Origin of the sequence: Flavobacterium daemonense, assembly GCF_007341385.1 — a bacterium.
Taxonomy (GTDB): domain Bacteria; phylum Bacteroidota; class Bacteroidia; order Flavobacteriales; family Flavobacteriaceae; genus Flavobacterium; species Flavobacterium daemonense.
This window is the reverse complement of the sequence record NZ_VJYD01000004.1, coordinates 40,751-58,548: the sequence shown is the minus strand read 5'-3', so window position 1 is coordinate 58,548 and position 17,798 is coordinate 40,751. Positions and strand designations below refer to the sequence as shown.

Here is a 17,798-nt window from a genome sequence, read left to right as displayed (position 1 = left end):
CTATCGGGGGTTTTAAAAAAAACCTTTGATTAACTATTTTTTTATGAAAGAAGAAATAAATGCTTATAATAATGTTTTAGAATTAATAGGTAACACCCCACTTATTAAGCTAAATAAAATCACCGAAGAGTTAGAAGGAAATTTCTACGCAAAGGTAGAAGCTTTTAATCCAGGTCATTCCTCAAAAGATAGAATCGCATTATATATTATTGAAGAAGCCGAGAGAAAAGGAATTTTGTCGCCAGGTGATACGATCATTGAAACAACTTCCGGTAATACTGGATTTAGTTTGGCAATGGTCAGCATTATTAAAGGTTATAACTGTATTTTGGCAGTAAGTTCAAAATCATCAAAAGATAAAATAGACATGCTAAGAAGTTTAGGAGCAAAAGTTTATGTTTGCCCTGCTCACGTTTCAGCTGATGATGAAAGATCCTACTACAATGTTGCCAAGCGTTTACACGAAGAAACAAAAGGTTCTGTTTATATTAATCAATATTTCAATCAGTTAAATATTGATGCACATTACAACACAACCGGTCCAGAAATCTGGGAACAGACAAACGGAAAAATTACACACTTGATTGCTTGCAGCGGAACAGGTGGAACAATCTCTGGAACTGCAAAATTCTTAAAAGAACAAAATCCTAATATCAGAATTCTGGGTGTTGATGCTTTTGGTTCAGTATTGAAGAAATATCACGAAACAAGAGAATTCGACAATAAAGAAATTTACCCTTACCGAATTGAAGGTTTAGGTAAAAACTTAATTCCATCTGCTACAGATTTTGATATCATCGATAAATTCATGAAAGTAACCGACGAGGAAAGTGCTCATTCTGCACGTGAAATTACTCGTAAAGAAGGTTTGTTCGTTGGATATACATCAGGAGCAGTAATGCAGGCTATTAAGCAATATGCTGAAGAAGGCGAGTTTACAAAAGACAGCAACATTATTGCTATTTTCCCTGATCACGGTTCTCGTTATATGAGTAAAGTATTTAGCGATGACTGGATGAATGAACAAGGATTCTTTGACAGCATCAACGAAGAAGAAGTTCAAAAAATTGAATTCGTAAAATAAGAGAAAGATCATTAGATTTTATATAACAAAACTCCATCGTAATGATGGAGTTTTTTTTTGTTCTTGATTGGTTCAATTTTTTAAAGTTTGATATTTTTTCAAAAACGCCTAAAAAAGACGATTTGTAAAAATCAATAATTATTATAAATACCGTATTTATACGTAAGAAAGTTTAAGTTTGATTGAAGTAATACTATTATTTTAATAATATTACTGAAAGTATAAAAAAATGCAATTGATCGTTTAAAATCATCAATTTTGGTTATTTAAACGATTATTTAGGTTAGTTATCGAAAAAATTTTCGGTGAAAAGCATAAAAATATAGTTTAGCAGTGTTAAAATGACACAATGTTTTTTAATAACCCTAAATCTATCGCTATGAAAAAATTACTGCTCTCTTTAATGTTTGTAAGTTATTTGAATGCAACTGCGCAAAATCCTATTCAGGAGTTTAACTTCAACGGAACTTTAAACAATACTCAAAATACAATTACCTTCATGGGAACAAATAATTTTGTTCCAGATCGTATGGGAAATCCAACTGGTGCACAGCGTTTGAACAATAAAGCGCTTGAAGCTGTAATTGATGATTTGCCTCAAAACAATGCTGCAAGATCAATTAGTGTTTGGGTGAAGTTAAACGATATTTCAAAAGCAAACTATATTTTAGGGTACGGAACAGCTTATAATGCTCAATATTACGGTTTGCTGCAACAAGGAACCCCTTCTTCAAATTCAGATTTAAGTTTAGCTGGCTGGGGTGCAAGTAATGATGTAATTGTTTCGGTTCCTTTAACGAAAGGAAAATGGTATAATTATACAATAACTTTTGATGGATCAGTTTCTAAAATATATCGTGATGGCGTACTTGTAAAATCATTAGATGGCATGACTCGTGCAACAAAAGGCAATATTTTTAGACTTGGTGAAATAAATACTACAGTAGGTATTAATGCAGATATTGATGATTTGAAAATTTTTAATGTTGCGCTAACAAATGAGCAAGTTGCTGCATTTTATGAAGAATCAAAACCTGTGATTGCTATTGCTGCCGACGCTGCGCCAGCAATAAAAACGGCAACTACTAAAACGTTGGCTGTAAAAAGTAAAACTCCAGTTAAAACGGCGCCTTCAACAACAATTATAGCTACTAGTGATGTAAATGTGTCTGGTAAAAATGTTGAGGTTTATTCGCAAGGGCAAAAAATAATTGGAGATAATTCAATGAGTATTAGTGATTTGCCGGAAGGAACGTATCTGTTGAAAATAACAAATGCACCATCAAAAAAAATCACTTCAAAGTAAGCATCAAAAATTTGGTTAATAGAAATAGTTAGTTTTTTAGTTTTTTATTATGTTGTTTAGTAAGCATTTATTTTGGATAGTGGAAAAAACCTTTTGAAATTCAGAAGGTTTTTTTTGTAAAGATGTTTTTACAAATAGCAGACTGAAATTTATCAGTTTTTACTTTATCATCATTTTAATAAGAATAATGTACTAATGAGTTGTGAATGTTTTGTAGCTTTGAATTAAATTTATATTTTTAACAAAATATTGAAATTATTTATTGAGAATGCTTTTGGTCATTCCATCCGTTTTAAGAAGATTTTTAAATACCCTAAATCATATCTATGAAAAAATTATTACTTACATTACTGTTTGTAGCTTTTTTAAATTCTAATGCCCAAAATCCTGTACAGGAATTTAATTTCAATGGTACTTTAAGCAGTGCTGATAATACGATCACACTATTGGGAGCTCCTAATTTTGTAAACGACAGAATGGGAACGCCAAAAGCAGCACAAAGGATTACCAATAAAGTATTGCAGGGAGTAGTGGGGGATCTTCCGCAGGAAAATAAGCCTAGATCAATTTCTTTTTGGGTGAAATTCAATACTGTTGCTTCCGCAAATTATATTTTTGGTTACGGTACGGCTGTCAATGGGCAGTTTTTTGGATTATTGCAGCAACCTACAACTTCTGGAAATTCCGATTTGAGCCTTGTGGGTTGGGGAGACGCTAATAATTTAATTGCTTCTGTTCCTCTTCAAAAAGAAGTTTGGTATCAATACAATATTACGTATGACGGCACTATATCTAAAATATATAGAAACGGAGAATTATTAAAATCGGCAACGGGAATTATTCGTGCTACAAAAGGATATATTCTTAGATTAGGACAAATAAATACTACAACTGTTCTTAATGCCGATATAGACGATCTTAAAATTTATAATGTTGCAATGACCGACGAGCAAGTTAAAGATGCTTTTATGAGTTCTAAACCAGCATCTATGGCTGTAGCGACTTCAGCTTCTAGTACGGCAAAAAAAGTAGCTGATGCTCCTGCAAAGACTGCCGTTCCAGCAAAAACACCAACTTCTAATACACCAACTTCGGCTGAAAACAGTGGAGAATCGAAAACCATTGAAGTTTTTTCGCAAGGGAAAAAAATAACTGGAAACGCTTCTAGCATTACTGATTTGCCAGAAGGAACGTATTTGCTTAAAGTAACTAAAAATCCTTCGAAAAAATAGTTTTATTTAGTCATAAATTTTTCGCTATTTATGTAAAAAAGCCTTCTGAATTATATCTCAGAAGGCTTTTTTTTTAGTTTTTCTTTTGTTGTCCTGGAGCGTATGCTTTTGCACTTTGGCTTCCTGACATTTTTTTAGCTTGTCCTGGTGGCACTTTTTTTGTTGTTGGTGCTGGTGCAGGAGCGCTCGTATGTACATAAGTACTACAGCTGATTACGCTTAAAGCTAAAAACAAAAGGACCAGTACAACGACTGCTATTTTGGTGTATTTTGATGTTTGCATTTTTTATTTTAATTTTTGTTTGAGGTTTGGCAAATATAATAGTAAATATATTTTTCTGACTATTTTGCTCTTAGTTTAAAACCATTACAAACAAAAAAGCCTTAGAAAAATCTAAGGCTCTATTTCAGTATTTTTTAGAATATTATTCTTCTTTCATTGTATGATAAACGTTCATGACGTCATCATCTTCTTCGATTTTCTCGATTAATTTTTCAACGTCAGCGATTTGAGCTTCAGTTAATTCTTTTGTGATTTGCGGAATACGTTCAAAACCAGAAGATAAGATTTCAAGACCTCTGTTTTCTAATTCTTTCTGTAAAGCACCAAAACTTCCAAAAGGAGCATAGATCAAGATTCCGTCTTCATCTTCAAAAACTTCTTCAGCACCAAAATCAATTAATTCTAATTCCAATTCTTCAGCATCAAGACCGTTATTAGCGATTCTGAAGTTGCAAGTATGATCAAACATAAATTCAACAGAACCTTGAGTTCCCATTGTTCCGTTGCATTTGTTGAAGTAGCTTCTAATGTTTGCAACTGTTCTGTTATTGTTGTCAGAAGCAGTTTCAATCAAAATTGCAATTCCGTGAGGCGCATATCCTTCAAACAAAATTTCTTTATAGTTGGCAGTATCTTTATTGCTTGCATTTTTAATAGCGCGCTCCACATTGTCTTTCGGCATGTTGGCCGCTTTCGCATTTTGTATTACAGCTCTCAATCTAGAATTGGCGTCTGGGTTTGGTCCGCCTTCTTTAACAGCCATAACGATATCTTTACCAATTCTGGTAAATGTTTTGGCCATTGCTGACCAACGTTTCATTTTTCTTCCTTTTCTAAATTCGAACGCTCTTCCCATTTCTAATTTTTAGTTTTGTGATGCAAAAATACGGTTATTCCTTATTTTTCCAAAAACAATGCAGTTCTTTTTTTGTTTGAAGTTTAAGGTTGAATGGCTTGTGTTGAATTAACCGCAAAGCACGCAAAGTTTTTTTGTTTGAGATTGCGCCTATAAACGCAAAGTTCGCAAAGCTTTGTATAAAATCTTTGCGAACTTTGCGTAAACTTAGCGTGCTTTGCGGTTAAACTTCAAACCTGAAACCTGAAACCTAAAACAAAAAATCTATTTTGAGCCATTAAATTCATTGATAACATTTACGGCTTCGTTCAAGTACGGATTAGTTTTTAGATTATCGATTTGGTATTGATTTACCGTTTTGTCGTTTGGATAAACGCCAAGTAAAAACTGATTTACAGTTGAGTTGTAAACATCCAGCGGATTATTCTCATCGTTGAAAGTATTGATTTCTTTCCAAAGCGAATTCACCAGTTTTTTTTGTTTGAAAACAGCGTCTAGTGTCATTGGAAGTTCGGCTTTTGGCGTGTTTACGATGTTGTCAATTTTTTGATTTATTTTTTTGATGTCGTTAAAATAGTAATTGTCAGCCAATCTTGCGGCAGAATTTTTGGCTAGTTTATCGATTAGAGCACGTTTTTCATACGGTCTGTATTTTAAAAATGGCGCAATGCTGTCATTTTTGATCGCAGTAGGGAAATCACTTTCTTTTTGATAAACATCCTCATAAAATTCCGGAAGTACCACATCAGGAGTCACGCCCACATATTGATGGCTTTTACCTGTAACGCGGTAAAATTTATTAATTGTAATTTTCAAAAAGTCGGTATTTTTTTGTTCGTCAAGCGAAAGGATTGTCTGCATGGTTGCTTTTCCTAAAGTAGTACTTCCCATTAAAAGCGCTCGATTATAATCTTGCATTATCGAAGCGAAAAATTCACTTGCCGATGCCGTATTACTGTTTACCAAAACTACAATTGGTCCTTTATAAATTAAGCCTTTATAAGGATCATTTATCACAGATTTTTCTTTTTTGTTGTCTATTACAATCGAAATCGGGCCGTAATCAATAAACATTCCGGCTAATTTTATGGCTTCTTCCATAGAACCGCCACCGTTGTCAATCAAGTCAATAACCAATCCTTTTATATTGTCTCTTTCGAGTTTCATTATTTCTCGTGCAACATCATCGGCACAGCCTTTTCTGTTGTTTTCATCTAAATCAGCATAAAAACTCGGAATTTTGATGTAGCCAATTTTACTGTCTTTTCCAATTATGAAGCTGAAAACCGAATTGTCTTCATCTTTCATAACTTGTTTTTCGATAAAAACATCAAAGCTTTTTCCTGAGTTTCTTTTCAGCGTAAGCGTAATGCTTTTATTCGATTCTGATAAAATCATGCTCGAAATTGATTCCAATGAAGCACAGGAAACTTTCAAGGTTTCTTTTTGGTTTGAGATCGAAATAATCTGATCACCTTTTTTAATAAGTCCGGTTTGATAGGCCGGGCCATTTGGGTCAATTTCGGCTATAATTATTTCGTTTTTTTCATTCAGATTAACGCTCATTCCTAGTGAAAGATGCTCTTTAGACAATGAAGCTACAAAACTGGTTTTAGAATCATCGCTGAAATAAGCCGTATGCGGATCGAAATACGTGCAAAAATAGTTGTATAGATTTTCTTCCTGTTTAAGTTTAGTTTCTAAAAGTGTATTGATTCTGCAAATTTCATTTGATAAAATCACACGCTTTGCTGATGCTTCAATTGAGGTAAAGTTTGCTTTAATCGAATCCAAATTGTCGCTTGTTTCGGCTATATCGTCTAAAATTTGATAGCGCAGTTTTTTACGCCAAACTTTTTCAAGATCTTCTTTTTTAAGATAAAAAGGAAAGGCTTTTTTGTAGAAACGAATAGTGTCTTTTGTTGTGTAATCAATTTTTTCTGCCTGAATTTTTTCTAAAACCGCTTTAGTTCTCAAAAGTCCCGTTTTATATTTTGAAGTAATGTCATCAAGAAAACTGCAGTCATTGCTCAAGATTAAATCATCAAGATTTTTGCGGTATTTAGTAGACATTTCGTCATATTCGGTCTTAAAGAAAATGTTTCTGGAAGGATCTAATTCATTGATCAGATTATCAAAAACAAACACAGATAAACTGTCGTCTACAGGTTTTGGCCGAATGTGTTCGGATTGAATAAGGGCATTGATTTTGTTTAAAATCTGGCACGTCTGAGTACTATTTTGACCAAATAGAACAGTTGAAGTCAGCAGAAATACTAATAATAGGTTTTTCATAGATCTGTAAATCATCAGTTACATTAAAATTACGGTATTTTTTTGATAAAAGACAGTAATTTCCGCAGAATATCGACAACGAAATGATTTTATCTATGAATGACATCAAATGAGAAAAATGCCAGCTGAAAAATGGAAAAACACTATTTATTATTTCAAAAAAAGTGCGTTTTTGGAAATAAAAAAATGCATTACAATTTTAAAACTGTAATGCATTTCAGATTTTTTTTAAGTCGAAAGTCAAAAGTCTAAAAGTTTTGTATTTCAACTTTATGACTTTAAGACTTTAAAACTTTAAGACTTATTGAAAACTATTTCTTGTAAAAAGGCAGTTTTACCACTTTTGCAGGAACGTCATTTTTTCTGATTCTGATAAAAATATCACTATCAACAGCGCTGTTTGCAACTGTCACGTATCCTAAACCAATTCCTTTATTCATAGAAGGCGACATTGTTCCAGAAGTCACAATCCCGATTACAGCTCCAGAACCGTCAACAATTTCATAATCGTGTCTTGGCACTGCACGCTCTTGCATTTCAAAAGCAACTAGTTTTCTAGAAACGCCTTCTTCTTTTTGTTTTTTCAGGTTCTCAGAATTAGTAAAATCCTTAGTGAATTTAGTAATCCATCCTAAACCAGCTTCAAGAGGAGAAGTCGTGTCGTTGATATCGTTTCCGTATAAGCAGAATCCCATTTCTAAACGTAAAGTATCGCGTGCTGCAAGTCCGATTGGCTTGATTCCGAAAGCTTCTCCAGCTTCAAAAACTTTGTTCCAAATTGCTTCAGCATCAGCGTTTTTGCAATAAATCTCAAATCCGCCAGAACCAGTATAGCCAGTTGCAGAGATAATTACATCATTGAAACCAGCAAAATCAGCCACTTCAAAATGGTAATATGCAATTGCAGACAAATCTATAGACGATAAAGATTGCATAGCTTCAACTGCTTTTGGTCCTTGAATTGCCAATAAAGAGTAATCATCAGAAAGATTCTTCATTTCAACTCCTAAATCATTATGAGATGAAATCCAGTTCCAGTCTTTTTCAATATTCGAAGCATTTACAACAAGTAAATATTCTTCATCTTTCATTTTATAAATGATCAAATCATCAACAATACCGCCTTCATTATTAGGAAGACAAGAATATTGCGCTCTTCCAATCGTTAAAACTGATGCATCATTTGAAGTTACTTTTTGAATCAAAGCCAAAGCATTTGGACCCGTCAATAAAAATTCGCCCATGTGCGAAACGTCAAAAACGCCCACGCTGTTACGAACCGTTTCGTGTTCAGCATTAACTCCTTCATAAGTAATAGGCATGTTATAACCAGCAAAAGGAAGCATTTTTGCTCCTAAACCTTCATGTATGTGCGTAAGCGCAGTATTTTTCATTGTGTTGTTTTATAAAATTGAGTCGCAAATTTATTCAAAAAATATCGAATTTTTATAGTCTAAATTATAAATTTCGCAATTATTTAGGGGTAATTCTTGTGATACTCTAGCTTTGGAATGGATTTAAAAGATTGAATGATTGAATGATTGAAAGATTGAAAGATTGAAAGATTGAATGATTGAATGATTGAAAGATTGAAAGATTGAAGAATTTAAAGATTTAATGTTTTGGTTTTAATCTTAGAATTCCGCCGCTTGCATCTTTTATATATTGGATGTACATAAATGCGTGAGCATCAAGCTGGCTTATTTCTTCTTTAATTCGAAGCAATTCAAGGCGCGTGACAATAGTTACGATAATATCGCAATCCCATTTTTCATCAAAACTGTCTGGCAAATAACCTCTTTCGCCTTTAATAATGGTAATTCCTTTTCGGAATTTATTGGCAATCAAATCTTTTATTTCATCACTTTTTGCCGAAATTATATGAAGCGAAATATACTGCTCAACGCCCTGCGAAATATAATCTAAAGATTTTACCGCTGAAAAATACGTAACGATAGAATATAAAGCAGTGGAAATTCCGAAATACCAAGCCGCTGCTAAAAATAACAAACTGTTGATTCCGAAAATTACTTCAGAAACATTTAAACCGATTTTTCGGGTAGTCAACAAAGCTAAAATCTCGATTCCATCGGCAGTTGAACCGCTTCTGATGCAAAATCCCATTCCAATCCCAATTAAACAACCACCAAATAAAGCGATCAATAATCGATCTGAGGTTACGGCTTCAATATGAACAAAATTAATGCTCAAAGCAATCAGAACAAACGTAATAAGACTTTGCAAGGCGAATGTATTTCCGAGGATTTTTTTTCCAATAAAAAGAAACGGAATATTTAAAACCAGCACCAATGCACCAAACGGAAGATGAAGAATTTCATGAAGAAGAATGGAGATCCCAATTACGCCACCGTCCAGAAATTTATTTGGAAGCATGAAACCTTTAAGCGCCAGAGTGATAAAAGCGACTCCAATTATATTTAGAGCAATGTTTTTAAAGTTGAAAATTTCGTTCCAATCTATCGTGTGTTTGTTTACGTTCATGAGCGTTTGTGTTAGCTGAAATTTATTCGAAGTAAACTTGTAATTGGTTTATAGATAGATAATTGTAATTATAAATATAGAGAATTTACTTGTTTTATTAACTAAAAATCCGATGAAACGATACTTTAATCCGATTAAAGCGCAACTTGAATATTTTATAATTCTTTAAATAAAAAAATCACTAAATTTGAGTGTATTAAAAATGTTACCCCTTAAAAATCAACCAGTTAATCATGAAGTCCTAAACTAATTTTTGGCCTGTAAAAAGTAAATTAATTAATTCTAAATGATTGAATTATGGGTAAAAATGTGCAGATAGTTTTGACTGTTGATGCCAGCAGACTCTATCATATGGCAAATCCTTCTCAGGATGATATTCACGAGAATTGCTCCCTCTCTGATGATAATGACGGAAAATCCGAAACAGGTAAAATCGTTGATTTTATAAGCGATGTTTACATAGCTCAAAATGTAGAATGGGTTGGAGAATCTAAAGATGTTGGATACGATATTGCGATTGAAAGTATTGTTTATGATTTTGATTTAAATGACCCGACTGACATTTATTTTCTAGATGACGATATTACCATTACAGGTTCTGGTGGGAAAAACAGCAAAGTGGTTGCAACCGTTAAAGATCAGGCCGAAATTGCTGAGACAAACAATATTTACAAAATCAATTTCAGCATTTACTACAAAAAGAATGTCAAAAAGTACCTGATTGATCCTAAATTAAGAGCAAATAGTTAAGCATTTTGAAGAAAAGTATCGCAGTAGCCAGAGTTTGTTTTTTGATCGCTGTTGTCTGTTTTTTGCCTTTTTTTAGTGAGGCTCAAAATCAAAAAGTAGCCGACAGCTTGAAGAAAATTTATATGGAGAATAAAGTTTCTGGCGAAGCAAAGCTCGAGTTATTGCGAAATTTATCATTCAACGAAGTCAGTGATCTCAAAACATCATTAAAATATGCTAACGAGCTCATTAGGTTATCAATAAAAGAAAAGAATTATCTCTATCTGCATCGCGGTTATCTGCAAAAAGGAAATTCGTACCGCGTTTTGGGCGATTTGAATACGGCACTCGAAGCTTATTTTAAAAGCAAAGATGCTGCAGTTCAAGCTGATTTTCCTGCTGGCGAAGGTGCCGCAAATATGTCGATTGCCGATGTATATTCGGTTATGGATAACGCTATCAACGCCCAAATTTACTATAAGCAAGCAATTTCAATTTTACGAAAAACTACCGATACAATCTCATTAGCCACTGCCTTATTGAATGCAGGCGAAGAATATTCGAAAAGTAAAAGGTATGAAAATGCATTAGCTTACTATAAAGAGTCCGGTATTCTTTTTAAGAGGGCTAATTATTTAATTGGTACAGCCTATAATTTAGGGAATACCGGAATGCTTTATGCAGAGCAAGGAAAAGACGATTTGGCGATGAAGAATATAAATGAAGCCATTGCGATTCTTGAAAAAGTCGGGGATTATTACGCCATTTCGGACTATCTAACTTATATGTCCGATATTTATTTGAAGCGAAATAATTGGAAAAAAGCATTGGGTTATGCCGAAGAAAGTTTGAGCTTGGCGCAGAAATACGGTTTGAAAGAGCAGCTGAGCAATACAAATTTAAAACTCTCAGAATTATATCAGAAATCGGGAAATTTCAGAGAATCACTTTATTATTTTAAAAATCACATTGTTTATCGCGACAGTGTAAATAATATTGAAATGGTTCAGAAAATGGCCGACATTCGTACAACGGCAGAAATTGCGCAAAAACAAGTTGAAGTCAATTTACTGAATCAGCAAAAAAAGACACAAAAAATTATAGCTATTTCGTCTATAATTTCTTTTGTATTGGTGCTTTTGCTGGCTTTTGGTTTGTACCGAAGATATAAATTTGTGCACAAAACCAACAAAATTATTGAAAATGAAAGAAATCGTTCGAATTCTTTATTGCTCAATATTCTGCCAGAAGAAACGGCTGCCGAATTAAAAGAAACCGGAAAAGTATTGGCTAAAAAATTTGAATCGGTTACGGTTTTGTTTACAGATTTTGAAGGTTTTACCAGTTATTCTGAAAATTTATCACCAGAAAAATTAGTAAAAACGGTCGATTATTACTTTTCGAAATTTGATGAAATAATTGAGAAATACGATTTAGAGAAAATAAAAACCGTTGGCGATTCATATATGTGCGCCGGCGGATTGCCATATCCGTCTGATAATCATGCAAATTTAATGCTTCTTGCTGCTTTAGAAATGCTTAAATTTGTTGAAGACTCAAAATCAAATTTAGATTTTAATGAAACTGGTTTTAATATCAGAATCGGAATTAATTCGGGACCTGTTGTTGCCGGAGTTGTTGGCACTAAAAAGTTTGCCTACGATATTTGGGGAGATGCCGTAAACATTGCCTCAAGAATGGAATCAAACTCGGAATCCGGAAAAATAAATATCTCCGAAAACACGTTTGAGTTGATAAAAGATAATTTCGATTGCAGTTATCGCGGCGAAATCGAAGTTAAAAATAAAGGCAGAATGAAAATGTATTTTGTAAATAAACATTTGAATTGAAAATTTCAGTCAAATTGATGATTATTTTTTGCCACAGATTATTGGATTTTAAAAGGATTTAAATTCTAAAAGAAAGAAAATAATTTTTTAGTGTAGCAAAAAAAAAATCTTTTTAATCCTTTAAATCTGTGGCAAAAAAACTTAAACAAAAATGAAAGCTCCATATTTAGTTACAAAAGAAGAAATCTTAAAAATCTACAAGCCTGTAAATCCGCAAACACATAAGGGAATTCAAGGTCACGCGGTGATTATTGGCGGAAGTTATGGCAAAATAGGTGCTGCAGTTTTGGCTTCAAAATCGTGTTTAAAAACGGGTTGCGGTCTCGTAACAGCGTTTGTGCCAAAATGCGGTTATCAAATTCTTCAAATTTCAATTCCCGAAGTTATGGTTGTGACTGATGAAAATGCAAATTTCATCACCAATATTCAGTTACCTTTACTTCCGCAGGCCATCGGAATTGGGCCAGGAATAGGAAAGGAACTCGGAACTCAAAAAGCATTATTTGAGTTTTTGAGGATAAACAAAATGCCATTAGTTCTTGATGCCGACGCTCTGAATATTATTTCCGAAAATTTGTCTTGGCTGGAATTAGTTCCTGAAGATACGATTTTGACTCCTCATCCTAAAGAATTGGAGCGTTTGATAGGAAATTGGAATTCGGAATCAGAGAAGTTTCAAAAAACAATTTCTTTTTCGGAAAAATACAAAGTGATTATCGTTATGAAAGGCGCACCGACATTCATCATCAACAAAACCGAAATCTACCAAAATACAACCGGAAACGCAGCTCTTGCCACAGCGGGAAGCGGCGATGGTTTAACCGGAATCATAACCAGTTTGCTCGCACAAGGTTACGAACCAAAATACGCTGCAAAACTAGGCGTTTTCCTCCACGGTTTAACAGCTGATATTGCGTTGCCAAAAACGGGTTATGAATCTTTTATTGCCTCGGATATTATTGAAAATCTGGGAAAAGCTTTTTTGAGTTTAGTTTAACCGCAAAGGGCGCAAAGGTTTACGCCAAGAACGCTAGTGTTTTAATATTGTTGCTGAATTTGCTCGCAAAGACGCAGAGTCGCAAAGAATATAAAACTTTGCGACTCTGCGTCTTTGCGAGATTAAAAAAACACTGCGAACCTTGCGTAAACCTTTGCGCTCTTTGCGGTTAAATTACTAAGTTTGTAATATGGAAAACAACTTCGATCTCAGAACGGTAAACGTCATGCGATATATCACGCCACTGCGCGAAGGTGGTTCTTTACCCGCTTTGGCAGAAGCCGATGACGATTTTAAATACGTATTAAAATTTAGAGGTGCCGGTCACGGCGTAAAAGCCCTTATAGCCGAATTAGTTGGCGGACAAATAGCAAAAGCTTTAAAACTACAATTACCAGAATTAGTTTTCGCAAACCTCGACGAAGCTTTCGGAAGAACCGAAGCCGACGAGGAAATTCAGGATTTACTACAAGGAAGTCAGGGATTAAATCTGGCGCTTCACTTTTTATCTGGCGCAATCACTTTTGATCCTGCAGTAACAACGGTTGATGCTAAATTAGCTTCACAGATTGTTTGGTTAGATGCTTATATCACAAACGTTGACAGAACTTTCAAAAATACCAATATGCTGATCTGGCATAAAGAATTATGGCTGATTGATCACGGCGCGTGTTTGTATTTCCATCATTCCTGGAACAATTGGGAACAGCATGCTAAAAGCCCGTTTGCGTTGATTAAAGATCATGTTTTATTGCCTCAAGCTTCACTTTTAAAAGAAGTTGATGCCGAATTTAAAGCGATTTTGACTCCGGAAATTTTGGAAGAAATTGTAAATACGATTCCAGTTGATTGGTTGCAATGGGAAGATGCAGATGAAACGCCAGAAGCATTACGAAATGTGTACCTGCAGTTTTTAAAAACAAGATTAGAGAATTCAGAAATATTTGTAAATCAGGCTCAAAATGCAAGATAATCACTTATACGAATATGCTGTGATTCGTGTTGTGCCAAGGGTAGAGCGCGAAGAATTCCTGAATATCGGAATCATTTTGTTTTGCAAAAAAGCCAAGTTTATAAATGTTCTTTTTCATTTGAATAAAGAAAAAATAGAAGCACTTTCTAACGATTTTGATATCGAACAATTAGAATGCAATCTAACCTCTTTAGCAAAAATCGCCAACGGTGCCAAAGATGGCGGTCCAATTGCTGCATTTGAGATTCCGGAGCGTTTTAGATGGTTAACCGCGATTAGGAGTTCTGCAATACAAACTTCCAGACCTCATCCTGGTTTGTGTCAGGATTTGGAGAAAACGATTCAGCGTTTGTTTGAAGAATTGGTTCTTTAAAGAGGGACAAAGTTACAGAGGGACAGAGCGACAAAGGTTTTTCGTAGAGACGCTCTGCAGTGCGTGTAACGTATTGTAAAAATCTCGCAAAGACACAGAGTCGCAAAGTTTTTAGACAAAGTTCCCATAACAGTTTGTCATTTCGAGGAACGAGAAATCCTCGCAAGAAACTCTACAAAGATTGGCAACATTTCTGTGCGGAGCTACTTGCGAGGATTTCTCGTTCCTCGAAATGACAATATTGAGGATAATGCGGGGATAAAAAAAAACTTTGCGACTCTGCGTCTTTGCGAGATTAAAAAAACGTAGATCAAAAACCCAATATTCCAACAAGACATTCATTAGAAAAATCAAGCATTATATTTTCCTTTTCTTGATTTTCAACTACCAATAAATCATAAGGTTCCAAATGGTATGATTTCTCATTAATTTTAATAACTGTTGTATCTAAAAAAAATAAAATTATTATTTGAGCATTATAATGCTGCTCACTATTCGTTTTTATCAGTTTGTGTTGGCTTATTTTTTCAGAAACCATCCAATTAAAATCAATCCCTTTTGTATAAGAAGTCACGTCATCATCCGAATTAAATTCCAAGATTTCATATTTCTCATACGTTCTTTTTTCTTTATTTATCTCAATATTTAAGCAGTTATCAAGCATAACCAAATATCGATAATAGCCTTTAAATTTGGTAAACTCTGAAGGCGCTTCCTCTATTGTAGCACTGCTAATTCTGAATAGAAAATCCTTATCAGCATAGTTTGCTGTTTTCGGATATATCATATATTCATATGTCAATCCGCCACTCCAAACAGAGGCTTTGCTACTTTCTTTAGATAAAAGATGTATGTTCATTTGTTTTCTAAATTTTCAAAGCTGTTTCTCTAAGAAAATAAATTCTAAAGGTTCTTCAGAAACCATAACATGAACACCGCTTTCAGGAAAAGCTTCTCTTTCGCCTGTATCCACATAACCATGACGTTTGTACCATGCAATAAGTTCTTCACGAACCGAAATAACCGTCATAATAATACTTGACAATCCCAAAGATTTGGCATGATTTTCGGCTTCAGCCAAAAGCTTTTTCCCGATGCCGCTATTTTGAAGTTCTGGAGAAACCGTGAGCATTCCCAAATACAATTGATGCCCTTTTTCAACCAATAAAGCCGAACCAATAATCTTTTTATTTTCAGTGAATTTCAGAATCGTATTTTTTGAATTTTGGAAAATTTCTGTCATTTCCTGTTCGTCGGTTCTTTTTCCCTCTAGCAAATGCGCTTCGGTTGTCCAGCCTTTTTTAGAAGTTTCACCTCTGTAGGCAGAATTTATGAGAGTTGTTAATGCGGGAATGTCTTGTAATGTTGATTTTGTAATCATTATGTATTAAAATGAAATGTATTTTATAAAATTAAATTGCCTCCAGCTTTAACAGGAGGAACAAAATTACATTAGAAAATGGCTTCAGCCTAATCTTTAACGTTTTTTGGCTAAAGCCGAATTATTCTATAAAACAAAACCTCCAGCTAAAGCTGGAGGCAATTGATTTTGTATTTGTTTTGAATAAAGAAATCAGATTTAATATTTTGCAGGCTCGCCAGCTTTAGGCAATGATTGTTTTATGAATGTTCTGATGTCTTCATTTGCAGCTTCTAAGTCAGCTTTTCTCAAATACATCATATGACCGCTTCTGTAGCCTTTCCATGACATTCTATCTGTTAGTTTTCCACTTGGATCCATTTGCCATAAATCGTATTTCGCATTAAAATAGTCACAGGCGCCATCATAATATCCGGATTGCACCATTACATGTAAATATGGATTTTGTGCCATCGCTTGTCTCAGGTTTTCGCCAGTTTTATCATTAGACCTGTCCCAAGGATGTACAGAGCCAAACATCATGTATTTAAAGTCCGTTTTGTAATTAAGATTATTGCGTACATACATATTGATTGCAGGAGTAAACGAATGCAACCAAGAAGTAAGCTCAGCATTAAAATCAACACTTTCGCCTGAGTCTTTACGGTCAATTCCTTTGTATCTTGAATCAAGTCTTCCTACAGTGTAACCTTTGTCTCTTAAGAGTTCTTTCCAAAAATAATCATAAGGAACGTCTAGATTGTTTTGCAGAATAACTTTCTCTGATATACCAGAATAACGTGCCATTTTAGTCGCAATTTCTTTTCTTTTTTGTTCTTCCAAAAATCCTCCTTTGCTCATTGCAGGAAGAAGTTCGTTTATAGTAAAATCTTCAACCTCGGGTAGCATATCTGTTAAATCTTTGTTTTGGAGATCAGGACTAAGCATTTTATGATACCAAGCAGTCGCTGCAAAATAAGGTAATTTAAGAGCAGCATCAGAAACAACACCACGAGTTATTCCTAAATCAGTAGGAGAGACCAAAATCACTCCATTTAGATACATCCATTGATTGTTTTGCAATTGAAGCGCTAATCCAGAAACACGAGTTGTACCATAACTTTCACCAATCAGATATTTAGGCGAAGCCCATCGATTCGTGCGGGTTACAAAACCATTGATCCAATCGGCTAAATATTTAATGTCGGCATTTGTGCCAAAGAATTTTGCAGCAGGGATTTCTTTGCTTGTAGGTCTTGAATACGCTGTGTTTACAGGGTTTACAAAAACGATATCAGCAACATCTAAAATAGAATACGGGTTTTCTTTGATTCCGTAAGGCTGTACCGGATATCCTTCATCATCAATATTTAATAAACTTGGTCCCGTATAAGCAATCTGCATCCAAACTGAAGCCGATCCAGGACCGCCATTAAATGAAATAACCAAAGGACGCGAATCCCTATCTTTTACGTCAGAACGCTCATAATACGTATAAAATAATCCAGCAATTGCTTTTCCGTCTTCGTCCCAAACAGGCATGGTTCCGGTTGTTGCTTTGTACGGAACTTTTTGTCCTTTTATCGTCGTTGTATGATTTGTTACGACTTGAGAATCTGGATTGAAAGTAAGGTTGGCAGGTGAATTTTCTTCTTTTTTAGCCGGAGGTGTATCCGTAGTTTTTGGTTTTGCTTCCTGCGCGTGTGAAGTAAGAAATCCCGCTAAAAGGAATAAAGTGAATATTTTTTTCATCGAATTTGGGTATGTTATTAGAGTTTTTAAAGATATAAAAAAATAATAAGCGATGATTTTTAGTCTTAAAGAGAGTTTTGTATGTGCTGCTAGCGCGAGCGTCTCGCTCGTGAACGTTCCAATTGGGTTTTGAATTTCTTTGTGTTCACGAGCGGGACGCTCGCGCTAGCGAGGAGCAACTTTTTTATATAAGGTCTAATTGAAAT

At 34.4% G+C, this 17,798-nt stretch carries 16 protein-coding genes; 8 read left to right on the top strand and 8 right to left on the bottom strand.

Features of this window, described 5'->3' with window-relative positions; genetic code table 11:
- Positions 1 to 43 precede the first annotated feature (43 nt).
- The 3 genes from FND99_RS06465 to FND99_RS06455 all read left to right on the top strand — a co-directional run bounded on the left by FND99_RS06465 (position 44) and on the right by FND99_RS06455 (position 3,622).
- Positions 44 to 1,084: a PLP-dependent cysteine synthase family protein gene (locus FND99_RS06465; protein ID WP_144337154.1), complete on the top strand. Its 1,041-nt coding sequence runs from the start codon at positions 44 to 46 to the stop codon at positions 1,082 to 1,084.
- 379 nt (positions 1,085 to 1,463) lie between these two features.
- Complete coding sequence (locus tag FND99_RS06460; RefSeq protein ID WP_144337153.1) at positions 1,464 to 2,390, top strand: LamG domain-containing protein; 927 nt, start codon at positions 1,464 to 1,466, stop codon at positions 2,388 to 2,390.
- 326 nt (positions 2,391 to 2,716) lie between these two features.
- Positions 2,717 to 3,622: a LamG domain-containing protein gene (locus FND99_RS06455; RefSeq protein WP_144337152.1), complete on the top strand. Its 906-nt coding sequence runs from the start codon at positions 2,717 to 2,719 to the stop codon at positions 3,620 to 3,622.
- 73 nt (positions 3,623 to 3,695) lie between these two features.
- Here FND99_RS06455 and FND99_RS06450 read toward each other — a convergent pair whose 3' ends face one another.
- The 5 genes from FND99_RS06450 to FND99_RS06430 all read right to left on the bottom strand — a co-directional run bounded on the left by FND99_RS06450 (position 3,696) and on the right by FND99_RS06430 (position 9,558).
- On the bottom strand, positions 3,696 to 3,905 hold the full coding sequence (locus FND99_RS06450; protein ID WP_144337151.1) for a hypothetical protein: 210 nt from the start codon (positions 3,903 to 3,905) through the stop codon (positions 3,696 to 3,698).
- 142 nt (positions 3,906 to 4,047) lie between these two features.
- Positions 4,048 to 4,761: a YebC/PmpR family DNA-binding transcriptional regulator gene (locus tag FND99_RS06445; RefSeq protein WP_026729302.1), complete on the bottom strand. Its 714-nt coding sequence runs from the start codon at positions 4,759 to 4,761 to the stop codon at positions 4,048 to 4,050.
- Positions 4,762 to 5,025: 264 nt separating this feature from the next.
- Positions 5,026 to 7,056: a S41 family peptidase gene (locus FND99_RS06440; RefSeq protein WP_144337150.1), complete on the bottom strand. Its 2,031-nt coding sequence runs from the start codon at positions 7,054 to 7,056 to the stop codon at positions 5,026 to 5,028.
- A 311-nt stretch (positions 7,057 to 7,367) separates the two neighbouring features.
- Positions 7,368 to 8,450, bottom strand: coding sequence for a glycine cleavage system aminomethyltransferase GcvT (gene gcvT, locus FND99_RS06435; protein WP_144337149.1), 1,083 nt, complete (start codon positions 8,448 to 8,450; stop codon positions 7,368 to 7,370).
- 220 nt (positions 8,451 to 8,670) lie between these two features.
- Entirely contained in the window at positions 8,671 to 9,558 is an 888-nt protein-coding gene (locus FND99_RS06430; RefSeq protein ID WP_144337148.1) for a YitT family protein, read from the bottom strand.
- Positions 9,559 to 9,855: 297 nt separating this feature from the next.
- Here FND99_RS06430 and FND99_RS06425 point away from each other — a divergent pair, with 297 nt between their 5' ends.
- The 5 genes from FND99_RS06425 to FND99_RS06405 all read left to right on the top strand — a co-directional run bounded on the left by FND99_RS06425 (position 9,856) and on the right by FND99_RS06405 (position 14,480).
- Positions 9,856 to 10,308 carry a hypothetical protein gene (locus tag FND99_RS06425; protein WP_144337147.1) on the top strand — a complete coding sequence of 151 codons (453 nt, stop codon included), beginning with the start codon at positions 9,856 to 9,858 and terminating at the stop codon, positions 10,306 to 10,308.
- Between the two features lie 5 nt (positions 10,309 to 10,313).
- Positions 10,314 to 12,137 carry an adenylate/guanylate cyclase domain-containing protein gene (locus FND99_RS06420; RefSeq protein WP_246074186.1) on the top strand — a complete coding sequence of 608 codons (1,824 nt, stop codon included), beginning with the start codon at positions 10,314 to 10,316 and terminating at the stop codon, positions 12,135 to 12,137.
- A 151-nt stretch (positions 12,138 to 12,288) separates the two neighbouring features.
- The gene (locus FND99_RS06415; RefSeq protein ID WP_144337146.1) at positions 12,289 to 13,134 is read left to right on the top strand and encodes an NAD(P)H-hydrate dehydratase; all 846 of its coding nucleotides are present in this window, start codon (positions 12,289 to 12,291) and stop codon (positions 13,132 to 13,134) included.
- A gap of 190 nt (positions 13,135 to 13,324) precedes the next feature.
- Positions 13,325 to 14,107 carry a HipA family kinase gene (locus FND99_RS06410; protein ID WP_144337145.1) on the top strand — a complete coding sequence of 261 codons (783 nt, stop codon included), beginning with the start codon at positions 13,325 to 13,327 and terminating at the stop codon, positions 14,105 to 14,107.
- On the top strand, positions 14,097 to 14,480 hold the full coding sequence (locus FND99_RS06405) for a DUF3037 domain-containing protein (protein WP_144337144.1): 384 nt from the start codon (positions 14,097 to 14,099) through the stop codon (positions 14,478 to 14,480). The genes FND99_RS06410 and FND99_RS06405 overlap by 11 nt, the downstream gene beginning before the upstream one ends.
- A gap of 310 nt (positions 14,481 to 14,790) precedes the next feature.
- On the opposite strand, the gene FND99_RS06400 is transcribed toward FND99_RS06405, so the two are convergent.
- The 3 genes from FND99_RS06400 to FND99_RS06390 form a co-directional block, all read right to left on the bottom strand.
- Positions 14,791 to 15,339, bottom strand: a complete 549-nt coding sequence (locus FND99_RS06400; protein WP_144337143.1) for a HutD family protein — start codon at positions 15,337 to 15,339, stop codon at positions 14,791 to 14,793.
- A 15-nt stretch (positions 15,340 to 15,354) separates the two neighbouring features.
- On the bottom strand, positions 15,355 to 15,861 hold the full coding sequence (locus tag FND99_RS06395; RefSeq protein WP_144337142.1) for a GNAT family N-acetyltransferase: 507 nt from the start codon (positions 15,859 to 15,861) through the stop codon (positions 15,355 to 15,357).
- 198 nt (positions 15,862 to 16,059) lie between these two features.
- The gene (locus tag FND99_RS06390) at positions 16,060 to 17,592 is read right to left on the bottom strand and encodes a S10 family peptidase (RefSeq protein ID WP_144337141.1); all 1,533 of its coding nucleotides are present in this window, start codon (positions 17,590 to 17,592) and stop codon (positions 16,060 to 16,062) included.
- Between the last annotated feature and the right edge of the window lie 206 nt (positions 17,593 to 17,798).